Annotated in this window: 23 protein-coding genes, 1 tRNA gene and 2 pseudogenes; 12 read left to right on the top strand and 14 right to left on the bottom strand. The window is 67.7% G+C overall.

What is annotated here, in order from left to right; genetic code table 11:
* Positions 1-41 precede the first annotated feature (41 nt).
* Both FHS97_RS08540 and FHS97_RS08535 read left to right on the top strand, forming a co-directional pair.
* Positions 42-554, top strand: a complete 513-nt coding sequence (locus tag FHS97_RS08540; protein WP_184035838.1) for a sigma-70 family RNA polymerase sigma factor — start codon at positions 42-44, stop codon at positions 552-554.
* Positions 544-1509, top strand: a complete 966-nt coding sequence (locus FHS97_RS08535) for a DUF4880 domain-containing protein (RefSeq protein WP_184035836.1) — start codon at positions 544-546, stop codon at positions 1507-1509. The genes FHS97_RS08540 and FHS97_RS08535 overlap by 11 nt, the downstream gene beginning before the upstream one ends.
* 232 nt (positions 1510-1741) lie before the next feature.
* Here the strand turns inward: FHS97_RS08535 and FHS97_RS08530 are convergent, their stop codons facing one another.
* Positions 1742-2164: a MerR family DNA-binding protein gene (locus FHS97_RS08530; protein WP_184036506.1), complete on the bottom strand. Its 423-nt coding sequence runs from the start codon at positions 2162-2164 to the stop codon at positions 1742-1744.
* A 70-nt stretch (positions 2165-2234) separates the two neighbouring features.
* Between FHS97_RS08530 and FHS97_RS17475 the strand changes: the two genes are divergently transcribed.
* Positions 2235-2963 carry a cation efflux transmembrane domain-containing protein gene (locus FHS97_RS17475; RefSeq protein ID WP_343053405.1) on the top strand — a complete coding sequence of 243 codons (729 nt, stop codon included), beginning with the start codon at positions 2235-2237 and terminating at the stop codon, positions 2961-2963.
* A gap of 80 nt (positions 2964-3043) precedes the next feature.
* Here the strand turns inward: FHS97_RS17475 and FHS97_RS08525 are convergent.
* The 3 genes and pseudogenes from FHS97_RS08525 to FHS97_RS08515 all read right to left on the bottom strand — a co-directional run.
* Positions 3044-3787 (bottom strand): annotated as a pseudogene (locus tag FHS97_RS08525) (TonB-dependent receptor plug domain-containing protein); the annotation flags it as partial.
* 57 nt (positions 3788-3844) lie between these two features.
* Positions 3845-4327, bottom strand: coding sequence for a phage tail protein (locus tag FHS97_RS17470; protein WP_343053404.1), 483 nt, complete (start codon positions 4325-4327; stop codon positions 3845-3847).
* A 4-nt stretch (positions 4328-4331) separates the two neighbouring features.
* Complete coding sequence (locus FHS97_RS08515; RefSeq protein WP_184035834.1) at positions 4332-4589, bottom strand: hypothetical protein; 258 nt, start codon at positions 4587-4589, stop codon at positions 4332-4334.
* Between the two features lie 323 nt (positions 4590-4912).
* Between FHS97_RS08515 and FHS97_RS08505 the strand changes: the two are divergent.
* Positions 4913-5725 (top strand): annotated as a pseudogene (locus tag FHS97_RS08505) (DNA adenine methylase).
* A 58-nt stretch (positions 5726-5783) separates the two neighbouring features.
* On the opposite strand, the gene FHS97_RS08500 reads toward FHS97_RS08505, so the two are convergent.
* From FHS97_RS08500 to FHS97_RS17255, 3 genes are read right to left on the bottom strand one after another with little or no spacing between them, the layout of a single operon-like run.
* Positions 5784-5972, bottom strand: a complete 189-nt coding sequence (locus FHS97_RS08500; RefSeq protein ID WP_184035832.1) for a hypothetical protein — start codon at positions 5970-5972, stop codon at positions 5784-5786.
* 10 nt (positions 5973-5982) lie between these two features.
* Entirely contained in the window at positions 5983-6333 is a 351-nt protein-coding gene (locus FHS97_RS17260) for an SOS response-associated peptidase family protein (protein ID WP_221233216.1), read from the bottom strand.
* Positions 6334-6353: 20 nt separating this feature from the next.
* Entirely contained in the window at positions 6354-7073 is a 720-nt protein-coding gene (locus tag FHS97_RS17255; protein WP_221233215.1) for a hypothetical protein, read from the bottom strand.
* 219 nt (positions 7074-7292) lie between these two features.
* Between FHS97_RS17255 and FHS97_RS08485 the strand changes: the two genes are divergently transcribed.
* From FHS97_RS08485 to FHS97_RS08475, 3 genes are all read left to right on the top strand, one after another.
* The gene (locus FHS97_RS08485) at positions 7293-8246 is read left to right on the top strand and encodes a hypothetical protein (RefSeq protein ID WP_184035828.1); all 954 of its coding nucleotides are present in this window, start codon (positions 7293-7295) and stop codon (positions 8244-8246) included.
* A 280-nt stretch (positions 8247-8526) separates the two neighbouring features.
* Positions 8527-8937, top strand: coding sequence for a hypothetical protein (locus FHS97_RS08480; RefSeq protein WP_184035827.1), 411 nt, complete (start codon positions 8527-8529; stop codon positions 8935-8937).
* Between the two features lie 52 nt (positions 8938-8989).
* Positions 8990-10267, top strand: a complete 1278-nt coding sequence (locus tag FHS97_RS08475) for a site-specific integrase (protein ID WP_184035826.1) — start codon at positions 8990-8992, stop codon at positions 10265-10267.
* A 79-nt stretch (positions 10268-10346) separates the two neighbouring features.
* Here FHS97_RS08475 and FHS97_RS08470 read toward each other — a convergent pair.
* From FHS97_RS08470 to FHS97_RS08455, 4 genes are all read right to left on the bottom strand, one after another.
* Positions 10347-10420: transfer RNA gene (locus FHS97_RS08470), tRNA-Gly, on the bottom strand.
* A gap of 242 nt (positions 10421-10662) precedes the next feature.
* Entirely contained in the window at positions 10663-11010 is a 348-nt protein-coding gene (locus FHS97_RS08465; RefSeq protein ID WP_184035825.1) for a response regulator, read from the bottom strand.
* A gap of 28 nt (positions 11011-11038) precedes the next feature.
* The gene (locus tag FHS97_RS08460) at positions 11039-11440 is read right to left on the bottom strand and encodes a response regulator (protein WP_184035823.1); all 402 of its coding nucleotides are present in this window, start codon (positions 11438-11440) and stop codon (positions 11039-11041) included.
* A 157-nt stretch (positions 11441-11597) separates the two neighbouring features.
* Complete coding sequence (locus tag FHS97_RS08455) at positions 11598-14987, bottom strand: amidohydrolase family protein (protein WP_425506302.1); 3390 nt, start codon at positions 14985-14987, stop codon at positions 11598-11600.
* 186 nt (positions 14988-15173) lie between these two features.
* Between FHS97_RS08455 and FHS97_RS08450 the strand changes: the two genes are divergently transcribed.
* The 4 genes from FHS97_RS08450 (at position 15174) to FHS97_RS08435 (ending at position 20519) form a co-directional block, all read left to right on the top strand.
* Positions 15174-15914 (top strand): Crp/Fnr family transcriptional regulator, encoded by a 741-nt coding sequence (locus tag FHS97_RS08450; protein ID WP_343053403.1) that lies wholly within the window; start codon positions 15174-15176, stop codon positions 15912-15914.
* Positions 15915-15992: 78 nt separating this feature from the next.
* Positions 15993-19310, top strand: a complete 3318-nt coding sequence (locus FHS97_RS08445; protein ID WP_184035821.1) for a glycosyltransferase — start codon at positions 15993-15995, stop codon at positions 19308-19310.
* Between the two features lie 221 nt (positions 19311-19531).
* Entirely contained in the window at positions 19532-20014 is a 483-nt protein-coding gene (locus FHS97_RS08440; protein WP_184035818.1) for a hypothetical protein, read from the top strand.
* A 79-nt stretch (positions 20015-20093) separates the two neighbouring features.
* On the top strand, positions 20094-20519 hold the full coding sequence (locus tag FHS97_RS08435; RefSeq protein ID WP_184035816.1) for a VOC family protein: 426 nt from the start codon (positions 20094-20096) through the stop codon (positions 20517-20519).
* Positions 20520-20554: 35 nt separating this feature from the next.
* On the opposite strand, the gene FHS97_RS08430 is transcribed toward FHS97_RS08435, so the two are convergent.
* From FHS97_RS08430 to FHS97_RS08420, 3 genes are read right to left on the bottom strand one after another with little or no spacing between them, the layout of a single operon-like run.
* Complete coding sequence (locus FHS97_RS08430) at positions 20555-21718, bottom strand: glutathionylspermidine synthase family protein (RefSeq protein WP_184035813.1); 1164 nt, start codon at positions 21716-21718, stop codon at positions 20555-20557.
* Between the two features lie 6 nt (positions 21719-21724).
* Positions 21725-22453, bottom strand: a complete 729-nt coding sequence (locus FHS97_RS08425) for a PspA/IM30 family protein (RefSeq protein ID WP_184035810.1) — start codon at positions 22451-22453, stop codon at positions 21725-21727.
* Between the two features lie 13 nt (positions 22454-22466).
* Positions 22467-22892 (bottom strand): YjfI family protein, encoded by a 426-nt coding sequence (locus tag FHS97_RS08420; RefSeq protein ID WP_343053402.1) that lies wholly within the window; start codon positions 22890-22892, stop codon positions 22467-22469.
* 89 nt (positions 22893-22981) lie between these two features.
* On the opposite strand from FHS97_RS08420, the gene FHS97_RS08415 reads away from it, so the two are divergent.
* Complete coding sequence (locus FHS97_RS08415; RefSeq protein ID WP_184035803.1) at positions 22982-23623, top strand: DUF2491 family protein; 642 nt, start codon at positions 22982-22984, stop codon at positions 23621-23623.
* The last annotated feature ends 408 nt before the right edge of the window (positions 23624-24031 follow it).

Genomic DNA, 24031 nt, shown 5'->3' with positions numbered 1-24031 from the left:
TCGATCTTATAGGATATTCATGTTTCTGATCTGTTGCCGCCATGAACGTGGGTGTCAAATCAGACTGGACGGCGGAAGAGATATTCCGCCTGCACTACGATTGGCTGCGTCGCTGGCTGCGCCCGCGCACCCGCCTCAGCGATCATGTCGACGAGGTCGCCGCCGAAACCATGGTCAGGATCGTTCGCGTGGTCGGGCAACAGGCGATCAGGGAACCACGCGCGATCATGACGGTCATCGCGCGCCGCCTGCTGCTCGACCTGAACGACAAGGACGCGCTGCGACGCCATTACGAGGCGGCGATCGCCCATCTGCCGCCCGCGCTCGAGCCTTCGGCGGAAGAACGGATGATTATCCTCGAGGCGTTGCAACGGATAGAACATGTGTTGAAGCCGCTTTCGGTAAAGACGCGTTCCGCGCTTCTGCTCAGCCATGTCGACGGGCTACGTCATGCCGAGATCGCGCAGCGTCTCGGCCTGTCGGTCAGCATGATCCGCAGGCATATCGCCACCGCGATGCGCGCCTGTTACCAGGAATTCGAGCATGACGGATGAGACGGATGCACTTCCCGCCCATGTCGTCGACGAAGCAATCGGCTGGATGATGGCCATCCGGGAAGACGCGCTGACAGCCGCCGAACGGCTCGAGTTCGAGGCATGGCTGACCACGGACCACCGGCATCTCGCCGCCTGGCACCGGCTGGACGGGGCGCTGGCACCGTTCCGGTCCGTGGCTGCGCATATTTCAGGTGCAGCATTGGCGGCATCGCTGGAACAGCAGCGCGTGTCGCGGCGAACGGTCTTGCGGAAGGGGGCCGGGGCGGTGGCGGGGTCGGCGTTCTGCCTCGCCACCGTCGATCGCTTCGTTCCCCTGGTTGACGCGGGCGCCCGCTTTCGGACCAATACCGCCCAACGCAAGCAATACCCGCTCCCGGACGGTAGCGTGCTGACGCTCGATGCGCGCAGCGCCGCGGATGCGATGGCGGACGATAGGCGCGGGCTGTCGATCCGTGAAGGTACGGCGCTCATTACGGCAGCGCCATCAGCGCAGCCATTCACCGTGACGGCTGGAGCCTTGCATGTTACGTGGCCGCGAGGGACCGCGATGATCGTTCATCGCGCGGGCGATAGCCGCGTCGTCGCCATCGATCAGCCGATCGTAGTGACGCTGGGGGATCGCCTGACGAATCGGGCGCACGCAGGGGAGGGTTTTGCCCTGGTAGATGGAGCCCTGCGCCAGCTTGCCGCCAACGAGACGCTGGACGCTTCCAGCTGGGTACAAGGCAGCCTCCTTCTGCATGACCGTCCGTTGGGCTCGTTGATTGCAGCTCTCCGTCCTTATCAGCCCGGCATCCTCGCCATCACCGACGCGGCGGCATCGCTTCGGATCAGTGGCGTATTCGACCTGGCTCGGATTGACAGCACACTTGATATGATCGTCGGACTTCTCCCGGTTCGCGTCCGACGGATAGGAAGCTTGTTCCGGCGGATTGAGCCGCTCGCTGGATAATGACCTCTCTACGAGACGGTCTCGTCAGATCTCCTGATTGTCTGCGGGTCCACTCCATGCATAAACACCGAGCGGTTGGCTTGGCTCATTGAGCACGAAGTGGCTGGACGGACCGCCACTCTTCCTTGTTGGGGTCCGGTGAGAGGATGGTCAAAATCGTACGCTAAGCCCGGCGATCGTCCCGATTGGGATTGCAAATTGGGAAAGCGACAGGCATCCCGAAACTCGTCAACTAGGCCATTCGGGACGATTTACGACCATCGGCGGAGGGTGCCAGCGCCTCAATGATCCGGCATTCTGCAACGGTGCCGCCATCACAGGATTCGATGACCGCCTTCAGTTCGCGGCGCAGGGCAGTCAGGTCGGCGAGCTTGCGATCCACCTCACGCAGATGCTCATTTGCGATACGATCGACGCCGGCGCAATCGCAGGTGCGATCATCCGACAGGCTCAACAACGCACGCACCTGGTCCAGCGAGAAGCCGAGGTCGCGTGCGCGCCTGATAAACGACAACCGGCCCAGCTCGGCCGCGCCATAGGTGCGATAATTGCCGCTGCTCCGGACAGGCTTTGGCAGCAATCCGATGCGCTCGTAATAGCGGACGGTTTCGACCTTGGTGTTGGTCGCCTTGCCCAAATCTCCAATCGTCAGCACCGCCACTTTGACCCTATAGTTGCTACAGACATTAGATGGGGTGTCGCTCCGATGTTAAAGAGGTGACGACATGGCAGGTGGATGCTGCGGCGGCTGCGCCGCTTCGACCAGCAAGAATGATCCGGCATGGCGGCGCGTGCTGTGGATCGCGCTCGCCATCAATGCCGGCATGTTCGGGGTGGAAATTGTGGCGGGCGTCGCTGCGCATTCCGCATCCCTGAAAGCGGACGCGCTCGACTTTCTGGGCGACGCCGCGAACTACGCGATCAGCCTCGGTGTCACGGGGCTGGTACTGCGCTGGCGCGCCCATGCGGCGCTCGCAAAAGGGGTGTCGCTACTCCTGCTGGCCATGTGGGTGCTGGGCTATACCGTCTGGATGGCGGCCAACGGCACGCTGCCGGGAGCGGAAACAATGGGCGTCGTCGGCGTGGCTGCGCTGGTCGCCAATGTCATTTGTGCCGCACTGCTCTGGCGGCACCGGGGCGGCGATGCGAACCGGCAATCGGTCTGGATATGCTCGCGCAACGACGCGATCGGCAACATCGCCGTCGTGGGCGCGGCGTTCGGCGTGTTCGGGACCGGCACCGGATGGCCCGACATTGCGGTTGCCGCGATCCTTGCTGGTCTGGGCGTTTCCGGTGGCGTGCAGATCATCCGGAAGGCGCGCGCCGAGCTGGCTCAATCCGCGCCGAACCTGAAGCGGATACCGCCGTTGATGGTGCGCCCGTCCAGCGGTCCCCAGGCATCGACCGTCCACGAACCGTCCGGTGCGCGGCGGGGTAGCAGCAATGGGTCGTAACGGGTCTGGCGGAAGTTCAGGAGGTTCTCGGCATTGATGAACAGGCTGACCTTTCCCAGCACCAATTCGCCCATCGCACCCAGCTCGACATAGGGACGGCTGCGGGTGCGGTAGGGATTGTCGTCCAATGACTGGCGTCCGGTGTAATAGGCTTCCAGTCCGACCCTGCCCCGGTCGTGCGTTTCCCACACCGCCGTCAGCCCTGCGGTGTCGCGCGGGGTCAGCGGAACGAGACGCCGCCCCGTTCCGTCCGGGTTCGGCTCGCGAGCGTCAGTACGGACATAGCTGCCGGTGAAGGTGATCGCATCGAGGCGGTAGCGCAGCAGCAGTTCGGCGCCTCTGGTGCGGGTGACGCCATCAGCGTTGACCAGTTCGGCGCGCGTGGCGCCAACGTTGCGAAGCTGCACGGCATGGTCGATGTTCGACCCGAACAGCGTCAGGCTTGCTTCGATGGGGCCTCTCGCATAGCCGAAGTCGATCGATGCGCTGTCGGCCGTTTCGGCCCGTAGCCCACGCAGCCGCTCGATCCGCGATAACCCCGCTGCCTCTACCTCTTCGATGAACGGCGTAGGCGCATAGAACCCGCGCCCGATCGAGGCGCGCACCGACCACGGCCCAGGCTTGAACAGCATCGACAGGCGCGGGCTGACCCGCGCGCCATATTCGCTGTGATCGTCGAGCCGCGCGCTGCCCGCCAGCGTCAGGTCGGGCAACAGCGTCTGCTCACCTTGCGCGAACAGTGCCGGCACGCGGTAGGTGTAGTCGAACGCGGTGAAGGTGCGCGAGCGGTAGCTGTCCACCTGATAGGCAGCCCCGCCAGCCATATCGTGCCGCCCGATCCTCCGCCCAAAGACGCCTCGGTGAGGACCGTGCGGTGCCGGTCATTCTCGATCACGTCGCCGAAGGTACCGCCGATCAGATTGGCGGTGGTGCCGGCGGCGTCCGCGCCGGTCGCGACGCGCACCACGATCACCGGCGCACGGACCTGGTCGGCGATCGCCTGAAGCGCGGGGCGGAGCGTTCCGCCGGTGCCGGTGCCGGCGACGCCGATCGCGGCATCGAGGTCGGCGATCGGCGTCGAGCAGCTCGGCCTCGAAGGTGATCGGCTCGCCGTTAGGCTTGGCGATCAGGTCGGGCTGGTGGCGCGCGATCCACGCCAGCAGCGGCACGACGATCTGGTCGGGGCTCCCTGCGAAATCCTGCACGACGAGATTGGCGGTGTAGCGGTACTCGAACGACAGCGACGACCCGGCGCGCGCCGCCACGCGCCCGCGGTCGACGAAGATCGACAGCGTCTCCGGGCTGGCGCGCAGCGCCGGCACCGCGCGCAGCAGCAGGTCGCGCAGGCTGTCGAGCTTGGTCACGAGGTCAGCGCGCCCAGAGGTTCAGCACGCGCCGCACCGCCTCGCTGACCAGCGACGCCTTGGTGGCGTAGCCGAGGAAGGTCGGATGCACGGTGTCGCTGTACCAGCCCAGCCCGTTTGCGACCGCGAACGAGCGCCACGCCGCGCGCACGTCGAGCACCGGCACGTCGGCGGCCAGCGCCGTGGCGATCGTCGCCGCGGCATAATCATTCTGCGACGCGGTGAAGCCGGTGACGCCGCCATCCCAAAGCGGGGTGGTCACGATGACGTCGCCCGACAGCTTGCCCTGCGCGATGCCGGTTGCAAACCCAAGGATGCGACCGCGATGTTCTACGAGCTGGAGATCGAGCCGTTGCAGGCGGCGTTTCTCGAGGTGAACGACTGGCTGGGGCAAGAGGTGGTGCGGTTCCGCCAGCGGCCCTCGACGCAGACCGGCTGATTTCGCGCGCGGCCTGATGGGTCGCGCGGGGAGAGCCGGGTGGCAGCCCGGATCGCCGACGAGGGAAAGCTCGCCATAACCTGATGACCAGTCGGTCGTCCGCACCCGAATCGCTTCGGGCGCGACCCAATAATGCGAGCATCTCAATGTTGGACAGCCTTATCTCGGTTCGGCCCGTCGCTCCCGCGGCGAGCTATATCGGCGGCAAGCGTAACCTCGCCGCTCGCGTCACCAAGCTGATCGAGCAGATCCCGCACGACGGCTATGGCGAGCCGTTCGTCGGCATGGGCGGGATCTTCCTGCGCCGGCGTGCCCGACCGCGTGTCGAGGTGATCAACGATGCGTCTGGTGATGTCGCCACCTTCTTCCGCGTGCTTCAGGAGCATTACGCCTATCTGCTCGACATGCTGCGCTTTCGCGTCGCCAGTCGCGCTGAGTTCGAGCGGCTGCGCGCGATTCCGGCCGAGCGGCTGACGGATCTCCAGCGCGCGGCGCGATTCCTGTATCTTCAGCGGCTGGCGTTTGGCGGGCGGGTCGACGGGCGGCATTTCGGCGTCGATCGGACGCAGGGCGCGCGCTTCAACGTCACCAAGCTGGAGCCGATGCTGGCCGAGATCCACGATCGCCTCGCCGGCGTCGTGATCGAGTAGCTGGACTTCGGCGAGTTCATCCGCCGTTACGATCGCGCCGGCATGCTGTTCTACCTCGATCCGCCCTATTGGGGCTGCGAGACGGACTATGGGCAGGACGTGTTCGGCCGGGCCGACTTCGAGCGGCTGGCGCAGTCGCTGCGCGGGCTGAAGGGGCGGTTCCTCATGTCGATCAACGATACGCCCGGGGTGCGTGCGACGTTCGCCGGGTTCAACATGACGGAGGTCGCCACGACCTACACCGTCGGCGCGGTCGGTAGCACGAAGGCAGCCGAGTTGCTGATCAGCGGGCACGCCATGCCGGCCTGAGCGGTTGACGCTCGCGCGTGTCCCGAAAGGCGCGTGCGAGCGTCGACGTCAAGGCTGTTCAGTCGCGCGCGTCGCAGACCGGGCAGAGGCTGAAGCCCTCGGTCACCATGCCGTCACCCGCGACGAACGGCGCGCCGCAATGCGAGCACTCGGCGTCGGGCTCTTCCGGCTCGAAGGACAGGGTCCATGGATGGAGTTTGGCTTGCGGCTTTGGCGTGTCCATGGTGCAAGTGTCTAGCAGGGCCATCTTTAACGTTCTAAACGACGCTCATCAGTTGCGACGGGAAGGGCTGGGCGAGCAGGATCGCCTGATCGAACGGCGCGGTGAGCCACGCCGTTTCGTCTTCCTCGTGCAACAGCACCGGCATGGCCTTGGGGTGGATCGGTGCGACCAGCGGGTTGGGGTCGGTCGTCAGGAAGGCGAACACCGCGCCGCCTTCCGCCGGGCGCCAGACGCCGGCGAGGCTGACGATTGGGCGGCTGGGCACGTCGAACAAGTGGAGTGGCAGTTTGCCGTCCGCACCGCGGGTCGGGCCGTATTCGCTGAACGCCGTGAACGGCACGAGGCAGCTCCACCAGCGTTTGGCGCGGCCAACCGCAAGTTTCACAGCAGTCCGCCATTGTCTGTTTAAACCTTGACCACCACAACTTTGCGGATCCGGATGGTTGCGCTGCCCGGCCCGCGGAACTCGGCCGCGAACGCAATGTCGAGACGGTCGAATGTGGTCGAACCAGAGCGGGTCAACGTCAGGATATCCGGCGACAGCAGGTTGACATACGCGCCGCTGGACCCGTTGAGGTGAGCGGCGATCGGTTGCATGTCGAACTTGACGACGTTGACCGTCACGCCGTCGAACCATGCGGTCGCATAGGCACGAACCGAACGGAGATTGACCGAGCCCGCGTCAACCGCGATCTCTGCGGCGAGCCGGACTTTGTCGCCCATCGCAAGGCCGGTCGTGATCTGCTGCGAGAACAGCAGTCGATCGCTGTTGGCCGTCGACGTGATGGCAGCGATGAACTCGTTGCCGACACCATCGGGAGCGGGGCCGGTTGAGACGTTAGCCGTTGGCGTGCCGCCCTTGTTGGCGCCCCACGAAGCCGGCACCGATCCGGAGATGCCGGTGACGGTGCTACCGCCGGTGGCCGTGGTGAACCGGCCGTTCGTGGCCAGCGTCGAAGCGTTGAGCGCGAGCAGGTCAACGACAGTGCCGCCGATCTGCGTTGCGGCCCAGGCAGCGAAGTCATTGCCCGCCGCGCGCGCGCCAATGTTCGTCAGGTGCGTGCCGTCGTAGCTGTAGCCGCTCTTGAACGCGATCGAGGTCGTGGAGGTCGGGTCGACCAGCACCGAGGCGGCGAAATCGAAGACGCGAAGGGTCTGCGGGTTCGCAGCGGCATAGGCGCGCAGAGCTGCGTTGAAGTCGTAGCGATAGCCGATCTGGGTGGCAGTGAACGCCTCGGCGCCCGGTTCGGTGTGCCAGATGACGCTCTTGCCCGCCGCGATCGCTGCGTCGATATTCCCGTATCCGCCTCACCCGCACCTAGCGGTCAGGGCGTATCGGGGGAGGTGCCGAAGCTGACGACAGCCGCCGATGTAAAGACGGCGGTGCGCGCGTGGCTAGATGCCGATGACGCAACCCATTGGGGCACGTTCGAGACGGCGCTTGACGCCGCCATCAACGAGACGCCAGAACGCGCTTTAATCGTGGCGATGCTTCGGGCCGATGCCGCAACGATGCGCGCGAACGCCGATGCCTACAGCGAGGAAGCGCCAACCGATGCGCGTGCGCTTCATGAGGTGGCTGCGACGCTCGGGTTCAAGGCCGCGCAGATCGAGCGCGGCGATCATCTTGACGCCGCCTTGAAGCCGCAGGACTGTGAGGCGGCAACGTTTCAGGCGATCCACGAAGCGATGATGGATGAACGCGACGGAAAGCCGTGCGGCTGCATCATCGAACGCGGGTGTGAGGCGGCGGGCTACCACGATCCCGAAAGCGCCGCCGACGCTTTCAAGGCCGAAGCCGTCAAGCGCGTGCTGGCCCTTGCCGCCCCCGCCCCATCATGTGCGCCGGGGGAAGTCGACGCGGCAACCGCCGTCATCCGCGCGCACGCTGCCCGGCTCGGCGTGAAGGCCATCACGATCGCTACCGATACCGCCGCCCTCTCTGCAGGGGCTGGACGCGAAGGAGGGGTGGCGGTCGATCGACAGCGCTCCGCGTGTCGGTTCATGGTTCATTGCCGATGGCGGTGGGCTGGATCGCCCTACACCGATGAAGTGGTGCGAACGTGTCGGCGCTTGGGAAGCGGATGCGGTCATGCTGGAGGATTGGGACAATCAGGCGGAAGGCTACAGCCGCCCGCTGTTCTGGTTTGCGATCCCCGACCGTTCCGCCACCCCCTCGCAGCGGCTGGACGCGGCTACGGTCGAGCGGATCGTTCGGTCAGCCATCAATCGCGCTTTGCGAGCGGAAACCGACCCGGTGCTTTCGTTCAGCATCGAGCATCGCCAGCGCGAGCGTAACGCCGCTGTAGCTGATGCTGTCGCCGCCCTCGCCACCGAACCGCACCAGCACGGGGGGAAGGGAGCGTGAGCCGGCGTTATAGCGTCGAGAGCGTGCTTGATAAGCATCTGGACCACCAGATCAGCCGAGGTCCGCGACCGCCCGCCAATGTGATGGTCGACAATGCCTTGCGCGCCGTACTCCCTCCCGGTGTCCCGCCGTCGTGGCAGTCGATTGATGCCGCTCGCTATGTCAGCGGATTGCCTCGGCATGAGGCGACGGCAGAGTTGACGATGTTCGATGCCTGCCGACGACTTCTGGATCGCGCTTCGCGGCGAGCTGGTCGCCGAGCTCGGACGCCGGCGCGCCGCCTACGCCTTGTTGGTCGCGAAGGGGCGCCTGGAACGTCCTGTCGCCGACCGTGAGCTCCGCGTCTGGCGCTCGATCGCTCGATCGGTCGGCGCGATCGAGGGCATGGGCGACGCCAGCTGGAGCGAGATGATCCACTCGCTCCGTCGCGAGATCGCCCTCCGCCGCAAGTTCTATCCCGCCCAGATCGCCGATCGCCGCCTCTCGGCCGACGAAGCGGCGCGACGGCTGGAGCTGATCGAGCTGTGGCACGACCTGTTGTGGCATGACGCCGGCGGCGAGACCGGGCGCGCAGCACGGGCCGAACGACTGAACCAGCTCGAGTTGCGCGCCGCCGCTTGACCGCAGCGCGGATCCGCGCGCACCCTTACTACCGCCACTGGAGCCCCCGACGATGGCGAAGATCACCATCCCCTATTTTCGCGCCAAGAAGACCGCTGGCGGCGTCCGCTTTTATTGGCAGCCCTCGGCCGAGCTGAAGGCGACCGGCTGGAAGGCCATGTCGCTCGGGCAGGACGAGAAGGCGGCGATCAGCGCGGCCCGCGCGCGCAACGACGAGGTCCGCGTCTGGCGCTCTGGTGGTGCCCGTCCGCGCGACGTCAAGAAGATCGCCCAGCGCCACACGATCGACGCCGTCATCGCCGAGTTCGAGAAACAGCGGTTTTCCAAGCTCGCCGAGAACACGCGGAAGGAATATGCGGCGAAGCTGCGCACGATCAGCCGCTGGGCAGGCGACGTGCGGATCGACGCGATCACCCGCAAGAACGTCCTGGCGTTCCGCGACGCGCTTTACGCCCCCCGTAAGGACGGCATCGTGCGCGAGACTAGCGCCTTCAACACGCTGAAGGTGCTGCGGACCCTATTCGACTGGGCCAAGAAGAACGAGCTGGCGCCGACCAATCCCGCGGCCGGCGACCTCGACGTGTCAATCCCGGCGCCGCGCCAGCAGTTCGCCAGCGCGCTCGCGCGCGACGCGCTGGTCGCCGCGGCCGACGAGCTCAACCGCCCGAACATGGCGGCGGCAATGATCCTCGCGTGGACGATTGGACAACGCGAGGAGGATCTGCTGAAGCTGGTCCAGACACGATACACGGAGCTCGCCGCCTATGAGGCCGACGATCCGGCGGTCTACGCCCGGATCGCCGCGCGCGAAGCGGACGGCCGCGTGATGGGTGTCCGGCTGCGCCAAGGCAAGACCGATCGCTGGGTTGGCGTACCGGTCACTGGCGAGGCGCGGGCGCATCTGGAGAAGGCTCTAGCCGGGGCGCGTTCGCTGGGGCTTGCAACGATCCTCTACGACGAGGATCGCGAGCGGACGTGGACAGCGCAGAAGCTGGTTGATCGACAGACCCGCGCCGCCCAGTTCCAGCGCAGCTTTGCTGCGATCCGCGAAAAGGCAGCGGCGACAGTCCGCGAGCAAGGCGATCAGGATCTGGCGATCGAGATCGCCGATCTTCAATTCCGCGATTTCCGGCGCACCTGCGTCGTCGTCATGGGGCAGCGCGGCATTCCGGATCATCTGATCTCGGCCATCACCGGCCACCAACTCGATACCGTCAAGAAGATCCTTGAGACCTATCTGCCACGCACGACAGGCATGGCGATGCTGGCTGTCGACCTCACCAATGAGCGCGCGCCGCGATCGGCCGAAAGGGACATTCGACGCGCCTGAAATCTGCGATGTTGGAATTCCAACTTGAACGATGTTGGAATGCCCAACGCCGAAACCGCAAAAAACCGAGGATTTGCGCTGGAGCGGGTGAAGGGAATCGAACCCTCGTCGTAAGCTTGGGAAGCTTCTGCTCTACCATTGAGCTACACCCGCAAAACAGCGTCTTGCCGCTGTTCCGAGCACTTGTGGGTCCCGGTTGCAAGACCCGCGTGTGCGTCGATGGCCGAGTGCCACATTCCCGCTGCGCTCGTCAACGTAGATCGTGCTAAATCGGGAGGCGTGACGATGCACGGCTCCGGGCCGTGCCGCCAGTGACCCTTTTCGGGGGGGGGCTACCCAGCCGCGACGGTTCTGCGACCAGTGGACGTCCGACCGCTCCCGCGCGATCCGGCACGTCAATCGTGGATCAGGCGCCCCAGCGCTTGCGTTGTCCGCCTGATGGTCGTGGCCTTGTGACACCGCGCGGCCGCTGTAAAGCGAGCCGGCAGCGACGTGCCGCCATAGCCGGTCGTGAACAGGAGCGGCACGCTGCGCGCGGTCAGGAGATCCGCGATCGGATACGCCGGTTCGGCGCCGGGCTTCACGTCGAGGATCGCACCGTCGATCCATTGCCCTGACCGTATCAACGCCAGCGCGTCCGCGAGCGGCGATCGGTCGATGCCGATGAGATTGCGGGCGCGATCCTGAACTTCGTCGACAGGCACCGTCTGGCGCTCCTGCCATGCGATCCGCTGCTGCACCACGCGGCTCGCTTTCCCCATCCGCGGTTCTTCAGGCGCTCCGGCTCCATCGTCTGGGGTCTGCGAAGCGTCCCGCTTGGGCGGCGACCGCCGCGACGACCGCATCGTAGATCACGGGCTTCTGCAGGAGCGGCGTATCGGCCAGATCGTGCGGGACGACCGAGGCGTCATATCCGGTGACAATGACGCTTTGCACCTGCTGCGCCTTGAGCCGCCGGGCGATGTCGAATTGCGCGTCGGACCCGTCCAGGTTGAGGTCCAGAACCGCATGGGAGGGACGAAATTCCTCGATCATCCGCACGGCGTCGCTGGCGCTGGGACACGGGCCGAGCACGATGGCGCCTGCCTCCCTGAGCGTATCGGTCGTGTCGTCGGCGATGAAATATTCGTTCTCGACCACAAGCACGACACGCCCCGCCAGTTCCCGCTCCATCAGTATCGCCCCCAGTCAACTGACCTCCATCATTGTCACAGGCATCGTTTTGCGCCGTCATAACAAAGGATAAGGGCTTGGCCGGGATCGGGCTGTTCTTCGGTGGGCGCCGAAACTTCTGTGAAGTGAAGCATCGGACGCCACCGCCGGCGCGTCGTCAGTCGAGATCGCTGTTGCCGTGACCATGACCGGTCGTCAGCTTCGCGCCGGTGTCTGCGCCACGACCGTGCCCGGTCTCCCACCAATAAGGCAGGCGCTTGCGATTGCCGGTTGCGACTTCGTTCAGCGTCGCGGCCTCATAGAGGCGACCGCCGAGCATCACGCGGCTGATCTTGTCGCTGTTGCGGATGTCGGCGGTGGGGTCGGCGTCGAGCACCACCAGATCGGCGAGCTTGCCGGGTTCGAGCGAGCCGACATCCTTCTGATAGCCGAGCGAGGTCGCCGAGGCGATCGTGCCGGCGCGCAACGCCTCGATCGGGGTCATCCCGCCGCGCACGAAGCTCCACAGCTCCCAATGCGCGCCGAGCCCGGGTTGCTGGCCATGCGCGCCGATCGCGACGGGGATGCCCTTGTCGGCAAGCTTCTTGGCCTCGCGTGCGGTGGCGCCATCGACATAATCCTCCTCGGGCGCGATCGCGCGACGCGCGTTCTGCGCGGCGAGCAACGCAACCGGCGCGTGGCGGGTCAGCAACGGGTGCCGCCACACGTCGCTGTGCGCGCGCCAGTACGGATCGCCCGCGAGGCCGCCGTAAGCGACGACCAGCGTCGGGGTGTAGCCGACCGTGGTCTGCGCCCACAGGCTGAGCACGTCATTGTAGAAATGGTCGAGCGGGACATTGTGCTCGAGCGTCGAATTGCCGTCCGACACCAAGGTCATGTCGAGCGTGTAGAGCGACCCTCCCTCGGGGACGACCTCCATCCCCTCGGCCTGCGCGGCGGCGACGACCATCTGGCGCTGTTCGCGGCGCGGCTGGTTGTAGTTCTTGACGCTGTGCGCGCCCTGCGCCTTCAGGCGGCGGACGATCGACAGCGCATCGTCATAGCTGTCGATCTGCGCATAGACGTCGGGACTCTTCGCGCCATAGATCACCTCGCCGGTCGAGAAGGTGCGCGGCGCGAGCACCAGCCCCGCCTGTTGCATCTCGGCGGCCGGGAAGATCTCCGCCGAGCGCGACGACGGATCGTGGACGGTGGTGGTGCCGAGCGCGAGATTGGCCATCGCCGACCAGTTCTGCTGCGGGACCAGTTCGTCGTCGCCCTGCGGGCCGTGCGCGTGCGCGTCGACGAAGCCGGGGACGATCGTCTTGCCGGTGACGTCGACGGTCGTCGCGCCCGCCGGGATCTGCACCGACGCGCGCGGTCCGACGGCGACGATCCGGTCGCCGCGGATCAGCACCGTGGCGTCGTCGACGATCCCGCCATCGGCACCGGCCATCGTGACGACGCGCGCGCCGGTGAGCGCGACGGTGCCGGTCGGCTTGGCGGCGGCAACCTCCATCGACAGCGACACGCCGGTGCGCGGCGCAGCGAATTTGGCCGCATCCTCGTCGGCCGGCGCGGCGCGGAACAAGGCGGCAGTGTCGGCGGAATAGAGCGTCGGGCCGGCGCTCCAGTGGAGGCGCTTGCCATTGTCGGACCAGTTGATGAAGTCGGCCCCGTCCGCGCTGACCCGCGTCACCGGCAGCGCGCCCGACTTGGTGTCGACCTCGACCGCCTGCGTGCCGGGCATCAGCGGCATCACGAACGCTTCATAATTCTGGCGGAATGCGACGTAGTCGCCGGCCGGCGAGATCTGGAAGTCGTTGACCAGCTCGCCCGCGGCATGAACGCGGCGGTTCTCGCCCGACAGGTCGGTGCTGACCAGCTGCCGCTTGTTGCCTTCGTTGACGATCAGGAACACGCGGTCGTTGGCGGTGCCGAACTGCGGCGCGGCGGCATCCTTCGCGACGCGCACCGGCGCGCCGCCGGTCGCGGCGACGCGATAGACGCCGGTGCCGGCATTGCCACGCGGCGCGGTCAGCTCGCCGCCCTCGCCCTGTTCGAAGACGATCGTCTTGCCGTCGGGCGAGAAGCGCGGGCGGCGGTAATGGCCGGCGACGGGGGTCACCGCCTTCGCCGCGCCGCCGCCCGCCGCGACCGTTCGGATCTGGCCGAGCCCGGCATCGGTCCAGCCGGTGAAGACGATCGTGCGCCCGTCGCGCGACCAGCTCGGCCACAGCTCCAGTTCGTCCGTGGCGCGCGTCAGCCGCTTGGGCGCGCCGCCGGCGAGCGGCTTGATCCAGAGCTTGCCGAGCGTCTCGAAGACTACCTGCTTGCCGTCGGGCGAGACGGTCGCCCAGCGCGTCGCTTTGGTCATGAAGCGCGCGGGCGCGACCTCGACCTGCGGGTGCGCGGCCTCGGCGATCACGCGCGTGTCGTCGACGCGGAACGGGATCACGCTCGCGGTACCGCCGTCCACGCCGACGCGACGCAGCTTGCCGCCCGACCAGAAGACGATGCCCTTGTCGTCGGGCGTCCAGCTCATGTTCGGATAGACGCCGGTCACCGCCCACGTCTCCTGCACGTCGCGGTCGAGCGGGCCGTAGACGATCCGCTCGACGCCGGTGGCGAGGTCCTTCACCCACAATTTCGTGACATTGTCGTCGCGGCGGACGAACGCGATCATCTTGCCGTCGCGCGACGGGGTCGGGCGCACCGAGCCGCCGACGCCGCTGACCGCGGTGGTCACCTCGCCGGTGTCGATGTCATAGCGTTCGATGTCGAACAGGTCGGTGCGCGAGTTCTGCGCATATTCGAAGATCGGCCCCGACGAGACGTTGCGCGTGTAGTAGATGCTCTTGCCGTCGGGCGCGTAGATCGGCTCGCCGAGTTCCTTCTGCAGCACCTCGCTGGCGCGCTTGACGAGCTGCACCCCGCCGCCGCCCGAGACATGGTAGAGCCACACCTCGCCGGTGCCGAGCGAGCGGCCGGTGGTGAAATGCTTCTTGGCGGCGATGAAACGCCCGTCCGGGCTCCACGTCGGCTGGTTGAGCAGGCGGAAATCCTCCTTGGTCACCTGCCGCTTGTCGCTGCCGTCGACGTTCATCACCCAGATGTTGTCGCCCCCGCCGCGATCGGAGGTGAAGGCGATACGGCGACCGTCGGGCGAGAAGCGCGGCTGATGCTCGAACGCCAGCCCCTCGGCGATGCGCGTCGGCGTGCCGCCCGCGATCGGCATCGTGTAGATGTCGCCGAGCAGGTCGAAGGCGATCGTCCGCCCGTCCGGCGAGACGTCGACGTTCATCCAGCTGCCCTCGTCGGTCGTCATCCGCACCTGCTTCGTGCGCAGCCCGCGCGGGGCGTTGACGTCCCATTTGGCGGGCTTGGCGTCCTTCGCCCCTGCTGCCGTCGACGCCGGGGCGGGGGGCGGCAAGGCGCCGGCAGCATCGGACGTCGGTGCGGTGGCCTCGTTCTCGGGCAGCTGGGTCTGTTCGACCGGCTTGTCCTGCGCGGCGAGCGGGGCAGCGGACAGGCACAAGGCGAGGGCGGTCATGGCACGAAAGGTCACGATGGTGGATGTCCCCTGATTGTCCCGCCACCGTGCCGCGATCCGCGCGGCGCGTCACGCTCGAAAATCGTCCTGCGCGAAATCAACGCGTTCCGGCACGCGAAAGTGGTCGATGCCATAAAATGGATCAGCGCTGGCTGCGCCAAACCGTGTCTAGGATGCGGTTGGATCTTGCGGGAATATCGTGTGTCTGAACCTTTGCCTCTCCACCGTTTCGAGGAATTTATCCCGCTGGCAGAAGAGGATAGGGAGCGGGTCCGTACGCTGGGCGAGCCGCCGGCGTCCTTTCCGCGTCATGCCGTGCTCCGCCGCGAGGGGGAGGCGCCGCGCTATGTCTATCTGCTGCTGAGCGGATGGGTCGGGGCGTCGATCCTGCTGCCCGGCGGCGAGCGGCAGATCGTCAAATTCCACCTCCCCGGTGATATGCTGGGCACCCCCAGCATGTGTCTGGCGCAGGCGGCCGACACGCTGACCGCGCTGACCGCGGTGACGATCAGCCGCGTGCCGCTGGCGGCGTTCGGCACGGTGTTCGCCTCCTCGCCGCGCTTCGCCGCCGCGATGTTCCTCAGCGTACAGCGCGAGCGCGTCGCGTTGATGGACCGACTCGCCGCGATCGGGCGCACGCCGGCGATCGCGCGGGTCGCGGCGTTGCTGCTCGATGTCGAGGAACGGTTGCGCGCGCTGGGCGCCGCGGGCGCGGACGGCTTCGACATGCCGTTGACGCAGGAGCAGATCGGCGATCACCTCGGGCTGACCGCAGTCCACGTGAACCGCGTCTTTCGCCAGATGGTTGAAAGCGGGCTCGTCTCGCGCGAGCGCCAGCGGTTCGTGCTGCTCGATCCGGCCCGGCTGCGCTCGATGTCGGCGCGGCAGCAACGGGTGATGACCCGCGACGCCGGCTGGCTGCTCGGCGAAACCAGCGTCTGATGCGCTGTAGTTAACCGCTTTTTCGTCAACGCCGGCTAACGGCCTTCCATCGGTCGGAACGATGGGACGAACACGGGCGTGGCGATTTTCTACGATGCCAGCGGGCGGCGCGCCCGGCGGGTGCGTGTGGCGCTGGGCGTCGCGGTGGCCGTGCCGCTGCTGCTCGCCGCGCTGCTGATCGCGGCGGTCGTGCGTCCGGTCGCGGCGGTGGCACCGCGTTTTGCGCTGCCCGACGCCCCCCAGGCCGCGGTGGCGGAACCGGTGCGCGACGTCGCGACCGGCGCGTGGCTGCCAGCGGCGAGCGGCGCGGCGCTGAGCGGCGGGACGATGGGCTTCTACATGCCGTGGGACGCGCCATCGCGGCAATCGCTGGCCGCGCATGTCGGTGCGCTGGAATGGCTCGTACCCGGGCTCGCGACCGTCACCGGCGCGGATCACCGCTTCGTCGCCGAGGACGATCCGTTCATGCGGCAGGTGCTCGCGCGCGCCGCGCATCGCCCGCGCGTGCTGCCGATGGTGCAGAATGCGGCGGCGGACGGCAGCTGGGACGGTACGGGCACCGCCGCCTTGCTCGCCGATCGCGGCGCACGGGCCCGCTTCGCCGACCAGATCGTCGCGCTGGTGACGCGCGAGCGCGGGGCGGGGGTGATGCTCGACCTCGAAAGCCTGCCGGCGAGCGCGCACCGTGATTACCGCATCTTCCTCGGCGAGCTGCGCGCGCGCTTCGCACCGCGCGGCTGGACGGTCGCGCTGGCGACTCCGGTCGCCGATCCGGACTGGGACCTGCGCGCCTATGCGGCGGTCGCCGACCGGCTGGTGCTGATGGCCTATGACGAACATTGGATGGGCGGGGCGGCGGGGCCGATCGCGTCGCAGCCGTGGTTCGCGCGCGTCGTCGCGCCGGCGGTGGCGCAGGCCGGCGCGGACAAGGCGATCGTCGCGATCGGCAGCTATGCCTATGACTGGCAGGGCCGCACCACCGTGCCGCTCGCGATCCCCGACGCGCTGGCGATCGCGGCGCAGGCCGGGGTGAAGCCGGTGTTCGACCCGGCCAGCGGCAACAGCCATTTCGCCTATGACCGCGACGGCCGGCATCACGAGGTATGGATGCTCGACGCCCCCAGCGCCGCCAACCAGATGGCGGTGGTGCGGCGCACCGGCGCGGCCGGGGTGGCGCTGTGGCGGCTGGGCAGCGAGGATCCGTCGGTGTGGCCGGCGCTGTCCGGCGCTACGCGGCCCGATCTGCGCACCGTGCCCGCGCCGGCCGGCATCACGGTGCGCGGACAGGGCGAGATCATGCGCATGACGGCCGAGGCGGCACCGGGCGCGCGCGCGGTGACGTGGCGCGACGGGCTGATCCGCGCCGCGCGCTTCGTGCGCCTCCCGCAGCCCGACACCGTCGAGCGCACCGGCGCGCATCGCCGCCAGATCGCCCTGACCTTCGACGACGGCCCCGATCCGGCGTGGACGCCGCAGATCCTGGACGTGCTGACGCGCGAACACGCGCCCGCGACCTTTTTCGTCACCGGCGCCAATGCGCTGGGGCAGGGTGCGCTGCTGCGCCGGATCGTCGCGCAAGGCAGCGAATTGGGCAACCACTCGACCTCGCACGCCGACCTGTCGCACCGTTCGGAGGCGGCGATCGCGCTGGAGCTGAAGGCGACCGCGCGGATCGTCGAGGCATATACCGGCCGCGCGCTGACCCTGTTCCGCCCGCCGTTCCTCGGCGATGCCGATCCCGATCGCCGCGACGAGCTGCACGCGACGCGGGTCGCGGCGCGGCTGGGATATCTGACGGTCGGGCTCAACGTCGATCCGCTCGACTGGCAGGGCCCGCCCGCCGCGGTGATCGCCGAGCGCGTGATCGCGCAGGTCGCGGCGGGCACCGCCGAGCGTCCGGCGCAGATCGTGCTGCTCCACGATTCGGGCGGCGACCGGACGCAGACGCTGCGCGCGCTGCCGCTGATCATCAGCGGGCTACGGGCGCGGGGGTATGAGTTCGTGCCCGTCTCGACGCTCGCGCGGCTCTCGCCCGCGGCGGTGATGCCGCGGCTGCGGGGCTCGGCGGCGGCGGATGCGGCGGGGACGCGCGGACTGTTCGACGGACTGGCATGGCTGCGCGATGCCGGGGCGGCGCTGTTCGCGGTGGTGATCGCGATCGGCATCGCGCGCGCGGTCGCCCTGACCGGGCTGGCGCTGTGGCGGCGGCGTCGCGAGGCGGCGCCCGAGCCTGCGCCGCATCTGGTGCCGACCTTCGTTTCGGTGCTGATCCCCGCGTTCAACGAGGCGCGCGTGATCGAGGCGTCGGTGCGCCGCATCCTCGCCAGCACCGGGCCGCGCGTCGAGGTGATCGTGATCGACGATGGCTCCACCGACGGAACCAGCGACGTCGTGCAGGCGGCGTTCGCGATCGACCCGCGCGTCCGGCTGCTGACGCTGGCGAACGGCGGCAAGGCGCGTGCGCTCAACACCGCTTTGGCGCAGGCGCGCGGCGATGTGGTGATCGCGCTCGACGCCGACACGCAGTTCGAGCCAGAGACGATTGCGCGGCTGACGCGCTGGTTCGCCGACCCGTCGATCGGCGCGGTGGCGGGGAACGCCAAGGTCGGCAACCGCACCAACCTCATCAGCCGCTGGCAGGCGCTCGAATATGTCACGGCGCAGAATCTCGAGCGGCGCGCGTTGCTGGCGCTCGGCGCGGTGACGGTGGTGCCGGGCGCGGTCGGCGCGTGGCGGCGCACCGCGCTCGACGCGGTCGGCGGGTATCCCGAGGACACGCTCGCCGAGGACCAGGATCTGACGATCGCGGTGCAGCGCGCCGGATGGCGCGTGGCGTGCGACAATGACGCGATCGCCTGGACCGAGGCGCCCGAGACGGTGCGTGCCTTGTTCAAGCAACGTTTCCGCTGGGCGTTCGGGACGCTGCAATGCCTGTGGAAGCATCGCGGTGCGCTCGGGCGGCGCGGCGGGCTGGGGCGCATCGGCTTGCCGCAGGCGTTGGTGTTCCAGTTCCTGTTCACGCTCGCCGCGCCGCTGATCGACATCGCGCTGCTGCTCGGCGTCGGCGGGACGGCGTGGCGCGTCCATGATCGCGGCTGGGATGCGGCGGGCGGCGACGCGCTGACCGTGGTGGCGTTCTGGGCGGCGTTCGCGGCGGTCGATCTGGCGTGCGGGTGGATCGCCTACCGGCTCGACGGGCGCGAGGCGCGCTTCCCGGCGCTGCGGTTGCTGATGCAGCGGTTCGGCTATCGGCAGCTGCTCTACGCGGTAGTGCTGCGCGCGCTGTACGTCGCCGCGACCGGGCCGAAGGTCGGCTGGGGCAAGCTGGAGCGGACCGGCAGCGTCGCGGTCGCCGAGGTGCCCGCGACGCCGGCGCCGCTGCGCGCGGCGGCGTGACCTGACCGGCGAATGTTGCGAATGTTGAGACGCTGGCGGGGTGACGGTCCGGGAGGGGCGGCGGCATCATCCCGGCGTGATGCCGGATGTGGGACGGTGTAGGACAGGCCGTCGCCGGGCTGGCGCCGAAGCCGGTCGCACCGGCAACGATCGGTTTTGTAACACTTTCTTATGGGTCGCACGTCACGGTGCCCGCCAGAACGGCATGACGGATAAGGTGGATGACGAAAGCGATCCTCTGGTTGTTGGCGACGCAGGGCGTGGCGATCGCCCCACCACCGGTCTATGCGCCTTCACATGCCTATCCGCTCTCGACGCAGCGCGCCGCGTTTCGGTCAGTGACGTTCGACGTCGAGGTGCGGGGCGGCAGTCAGTTGTTGTGGTCGGGGCCGATGCGCGTGTCGACCGACGCCGGTGCGTCGATCGATCGGCGGCAAAGCGATGCGCCTGCCGAACGATGTTCGACCGCGGAACGCGGGTACGGCAGCAGCGAGCGCGAGGCGCTGTCGCTCGGCCTGTCGATGCGCGACGCCACGGCGACCGTCGTCACGATCCGGGGCTCGTGGGAGCGGCGGATTGAAGGCGATGCGTGTGGCGGCGGGACGCGGACCGTCTCGTTTTCCGACACCGTGCCGATCGCGCCGGGCAGCGTGAAGACGATCAAGGGCGATGGCGGGCTGACGGTGACGTTACGGCAGCGATAGGCCGGTGCGACCATCATCGTGCTGACGTAGCGCGAAAAGGACGATAGCGTAGCGCTTCATCTGCCGTGGAGCGTTGCCCATGTCGTTGTTGTCCGCCCTGTTCGTCCTCGCCGCCGCCGCGCGGGGCGAGCATGTCGCAATCCAGGCGTCCGATATCGATCGCAGCGCGACCTTCTACCACGAGGCGTTCGGGCTCCGGCTCATCAAGCAGCCGTTGCCGAACCGGCGCTGGATCGATCTCGGCAACGGCTTTGCGATGCACATCCTCGACGGACGGACTGCGCCCAAGCCGTCGAACATCGCCGAGCATGTCGCGATCCATGTCGACGATCTGGCGAGCGTGACCGCGTGGCTCGACGCGCACCAGCGGCCGTGGACCGATCTGGCGGGCAAGCCGCGGACAATGCAGACGCGCTTCGACGGCGTGCGGCAGATCTATACGCAGGACCCGGACGGCTATTGGCTGGAGGTCAGCGACCGCCGCGGGGTAGTGGCCAAGCGGTAGGATCGTCATTGCGAGCGTAGCGTAGCAATGACGGGTTAGATAATCGCGTGCGGGACGAAGCGGGCGAGGTCGCGAGTGATCGGGCCGTCGTCCTCGCGGATCGACAGCGCGACCGGCTCGTCGCCGACGATCCATGACCCGATCACCGCATGTTGCCCGTCGAACACCGGCAGCGGGCTGAGCGCCTGGACGATATGGCCTTCCTCGCCATAGCCGCCTTCGGGGCCGCGATCCTCCGCCGTGCCGTCGTGGAGTTCGATGTCCCAGCCTTCGCGCGAGAACAGCGGCTTGCGGACGAAGCGGTCGCCGATCGCCGCGACGCCCGCGGCATCGTCGGCGAAGGCGGCGGGGAGGAGGTTGGGGTGGCCGCGGTGGCGTTCCCAGAGCAGGGGGAGCATGCCCTTGTTCGACAGGATCGCTTTCCAGGCCGGTTCGAGGAACATGGTCTTGGTCGCAGGCAGGTGCGCGGCATAGGGTTCGCGCAGCATGTCCTCCCACGGGTAGAGCTTGAACAGCGCTGCAATCAGGACATTTTCCTCGTCGACGAACTGGCCGTCGCCGTCGACACCGATCCGGTCGATCGCGACGAACGCCGGGTCGAGCCCGGCCTGCCGCGCGGTATCCTCAAGGTAGCGGACGGTCTGCCGGTCTTCCTCGTGATCGGCGACGCTGGCGAAATGCAAGGTACTTCCGGGGGTTAGCAGCGCGCCGAACCGCGCGACCAGCGCGTCGTGGAGGCGGTTGTACTGGTCGGCGTCCGCCGGGAGCGTACCGTCGGCGATGCGGTCCTCCAGCCATTGCCACTGGAACAGCGCGGTCTCGTAGATGCTCGTCGGGGTATCGGCGTTGTATTCCAGCAGCTTGGCCGGGCCGGTGCCGTCAAAGGCGAAGTCGAAGCGGCCGTAGAGCGAGGGCGCGTCCGCCTTCCACGAGGCAGCGACCACGTCACGCATCGCGTCGGGGATCGCGAGCCGGTGCATCAGCGTGTCGCTTCCGACCACCTCGGTGACCAGATCGCGGCAAAAATAGTGCAGCTCTGCGCTCGGCGTCTCGATCCCGCGTTCGATTTCGTCGAGCGAGAAGCGGTAATAGGCGCGCTCGTCCCAATAACGCTCACCATCCATGTGATGGAAGGTGAAGCCCATCGACCGGGCGGTCTCCTCCCACCCGGCACGCTCACCGGTGACGATGCGTTCCACGTAGGATCAGCCGCCGGATTTGTCGTCGAGCCGTTTGGCTTCGCCGCCGTCGCGCGGGGCGGACAGGCGGGCGAGGATGTCGTCGGCGCTCGACGCGCCCGGCAACAGACCGGCGCGCTCCAGCTTGGCGTCGAGGTCGGCGCCCGTGCGCATGTCCTCCAGCTCGGCCGAGGCGCGGAACTTCTCCTCGCGCACCGCCTGCCGCTCCTTGAGCCGCGCGAGGCTGTCGGCGGCGGAGCCCAGTTGCGACTGCGCGCCGTGCGTGTTGCTGGCGATCTGCGCCTGCGCCTGCTGGACGCTTTCGTTGGCGCGGACGACGTCGACCTCGCGGCGCAGCGCCTCGATCTTGCCGTCGCCCTGCTTGATGATCCCGCGCATCCGGTCTTCGGCGGTGCGCATGTCGGCGACCTGCGGGGTCTTGGCGTTCAGCTCGCGCTCGATCTGCGCCAGCCGCTCGGCGACCTCGCGTGCGAGGTCCATGTCGCCGCGGCCCATCGCGGCGCGCGCCGACGCTTCGTATTTGTCGCGTTGCGCCGAGAGCTGCTCGATATCCTTTTCGATCAGCCGGCGCTTGGCGGTGACGGTCGCGAGATCGTCGCGCGCCTTGGCCTGCGCGGTGCCGGCATCGCGGAGCTGCTGGTCGAGGATCGTCAGCGCACGCGCGTCGACCACCGACTGGCCCGCCTCATGCGCGGTGCCGCGGATCAGCGTGACGAATTGCTTCCACATCGACATCGGTCAGTATTCCTCAGGCAGCGGCGAAGGCGTGGCGCAGATCGGCGGCGGCATCCAGCGCGTTATGCGCCAGCACGCGCAGTTCGATCAGGATCGTGCGCAGCGTCGATTCGATCGAAAGCTCGCCGATCAGCTCGTAATATTCACGCCCGTCGACCTCGGTGATCGCGAAATTGGACAAGGGCACCAGCTTCTGCGCCTTGAGCAGGAAGTGGTTGAAGGCGGCGGCATCGTCCATCTCGGCGACCGGCCACAATAGGCTGGAAACGACGATCTGCTCGCCCGCAACGCTCAGGAACACCGCCAGATCGCCGTGATCGTGCATCGTCACGCGCAGCACGTCGCCGACGCGCTCGACGCTGAGTTCCGCGCTGTGCTCGCCGGCGCCCAGCGCCTCGGCCAGCCGCCCGATCGTCCACACCCGTGCCGTATCGTCCACGCTTTTTGCCCTCTCGCCCGTGCTTGACACTCCAAGCATAAGCCCGCAGCCTTTGGCAAGGTGGATGGGCACACGGGAATGCGCGCGACATGATCTTCGGCAGCCTGTTCGGCGGCGGACGCGACGAAGCCAAGAGCGCGGTGGCGGTGGTGCGCGACGTGACGATCGGCCGGATGGTGCGGCTCGACGCACTGGCGTGGCGGCGGCTGGCCGGCGGCACCTTCACGCTCGACCGCGACACGCTGGAGATCACCGCGCAGGGGATCATCAAGCTCGACGACGGCGGCGGGTACGTCCACCGTTTCTACACCGATGACGAATTGATGCTGCAGGCGGTCAGCCAGCAGCCCGACGGGTCGGACGCCGATGATTTCACATTGTTCCGGCCGTGGTCGTCAACCTATGCGACTGGCGGGTGGGACGATGCGGCGTTCCGCGAGCGGCTGAGCCAGCCGGTGTGGAACGAGGCCGGGCTGCCGCCCTTCCGCCGCTTCTGGTACGATGGCGACGAGCGGGTGCAGCCGCCGGTGCAATTGTGGGAAGCGCTCTATTACGAGCGCGACGGCGACCCGGTGAAGCATATTCGTCAGCAATGCATGCTCTACGTCCGCGATCTGGCGCCGGAGGGGCAGGAGCTGTTGCTCGCGCTGTCGGCGCGGCCGGAGGGAGGCGATACGACGCATGACATCATGATCGGGCTGCCGTTGTCGCCGGCGGAGTTCAGTGCGTAGCGGGTGGGGCGCAACCTTGCCGTTCGTCTCGAGCAGCCGTCGAGCCTGTCGAGACGGCGTGTCGAGAGGTTCCGCGCGGTGGCTGTCTCTCGACACGGGCTCTCGGCAGGCTCGATCCCTGCTCGAGACGAACGGGGTGGGGATAGGACTGTAGGTAGCTCGTCATTGCGAGCGTAGCGAAGCAATCCAGTGCCGGACCAGGACGCCCTGGGTTGCTTCGCTCCGCTCGCAATGACGGCTTTGGCTTACCTCGTTATGCCGCAGGCCGGTGTGACGGTGAGGTTGCAGTGAAGGGCTAACTCTTTCAACGTCGCCCCCCTGAGTTCACAAACGAAGTGCAACACCTGAGACAGGTGCTGCCATGTCGAGATATCGTCAGCTTACGCTCGAGGAGCGGTGTTCGATTGC

This window comes from Sphingomonas endophytica (assembly GCF_014199415.1).
GTDB lineage: Bacteria > Pseudomonadota > Alphaproteobacteria > Sphingomonadales > Sphingomonadaceae > Sphingomonas > Sphingomonas endophytica.
Note: the sequence above shows the minus strand (reverse complement) of the source record. Positions and strands in the feature narration are given on the sequence as shown.

What these genes read in the sequence shown, in the direction of transcription:
- FHS97_RS08440 (WP_184035818.1), top strand. Translation starts at nt 19,532, where the DNA reads ATGACGAAAGCGATCCTCTGGTTGTTGGCGACGCAGGGCGTGGCGATC.
- FHS97_RS08475 (WP_184035826.1), top strand. Translation starts at nt 8,990, where the DNA reads ATGGCGAAGATCACCATCCCCTATTTTCGCGCCAAGAAGACCGCTGGC.
- FHS97_RS08415 (WP_184035803.1), top strand. Translation starts at nt 22,982, where the DNA reads ATGATCTTCGGCAGCCTGTTCGGCGGCGGACGCGACGAAGCCAAGAGC.
- FHS97_RS08500 (WP_184035832.1), bottom strand. Translation starts at nt 5,972, where the DNA reads ATGGCCCTGCTAGACACTTGCACCATGGACACGCCAAAGCCGCAAGCC.
- FHS97_RS17475 (WP_343053405.1), top strand. Translation starts at nt 2,235, where the DNA reads ATGGCAGGTGGATGCTGCGGCGGCTGCGCCGCTTCGACCAGCAAGAAT.
- FHS97_RS08535 (WP_184035836.1), top strand. Translation starts at nt 544, where the DNA reads ATGACGGATGAGACGGATGCACTTCCCGCCCATGTCGTCGACGAAGCA.
- FHS97_RS08425 (WP_184035810.1), bottom strand. Translation starts at nt 22,453, where the DNA reads ATGTCGATGTGGAAGCAATTCGTCACGCTGATCCGCGGCACCGCGCAT.
- FHS97_RS08540 (WP_184035838.1), top strand. Translation starts at nt 42, where the DNA reads ATGAACGTGGGTGTCAAATCAGACTGGACGGCGGAAGAGATATTCCGC.
- FHS97_RS08460 (WP_184035823.1), bottom strand. Translation starts at nt 11,440, where the DNA reads ATGGAGCGGGAACTGGCGGGGCGTGTCGTGCTTGTGGTCGAGAACGAA.
- FHS97_RS08435 (WP_184035816.1), top strand. Translation starts at nt 20,094, where the DNA reads ATGTCGTTGTTGTCCGCCCTGTTCGTCCTCGCCGCCGCCGCGCGGGGC.
- FHS97_RS08480 (WP_184035827.1), top strand. Translation starts at nt 8,527, where the DNA reads ATGCCTGCCGACGACTTCTGGATCGCGCTTCGCGGCGAGCTGGTCGCC.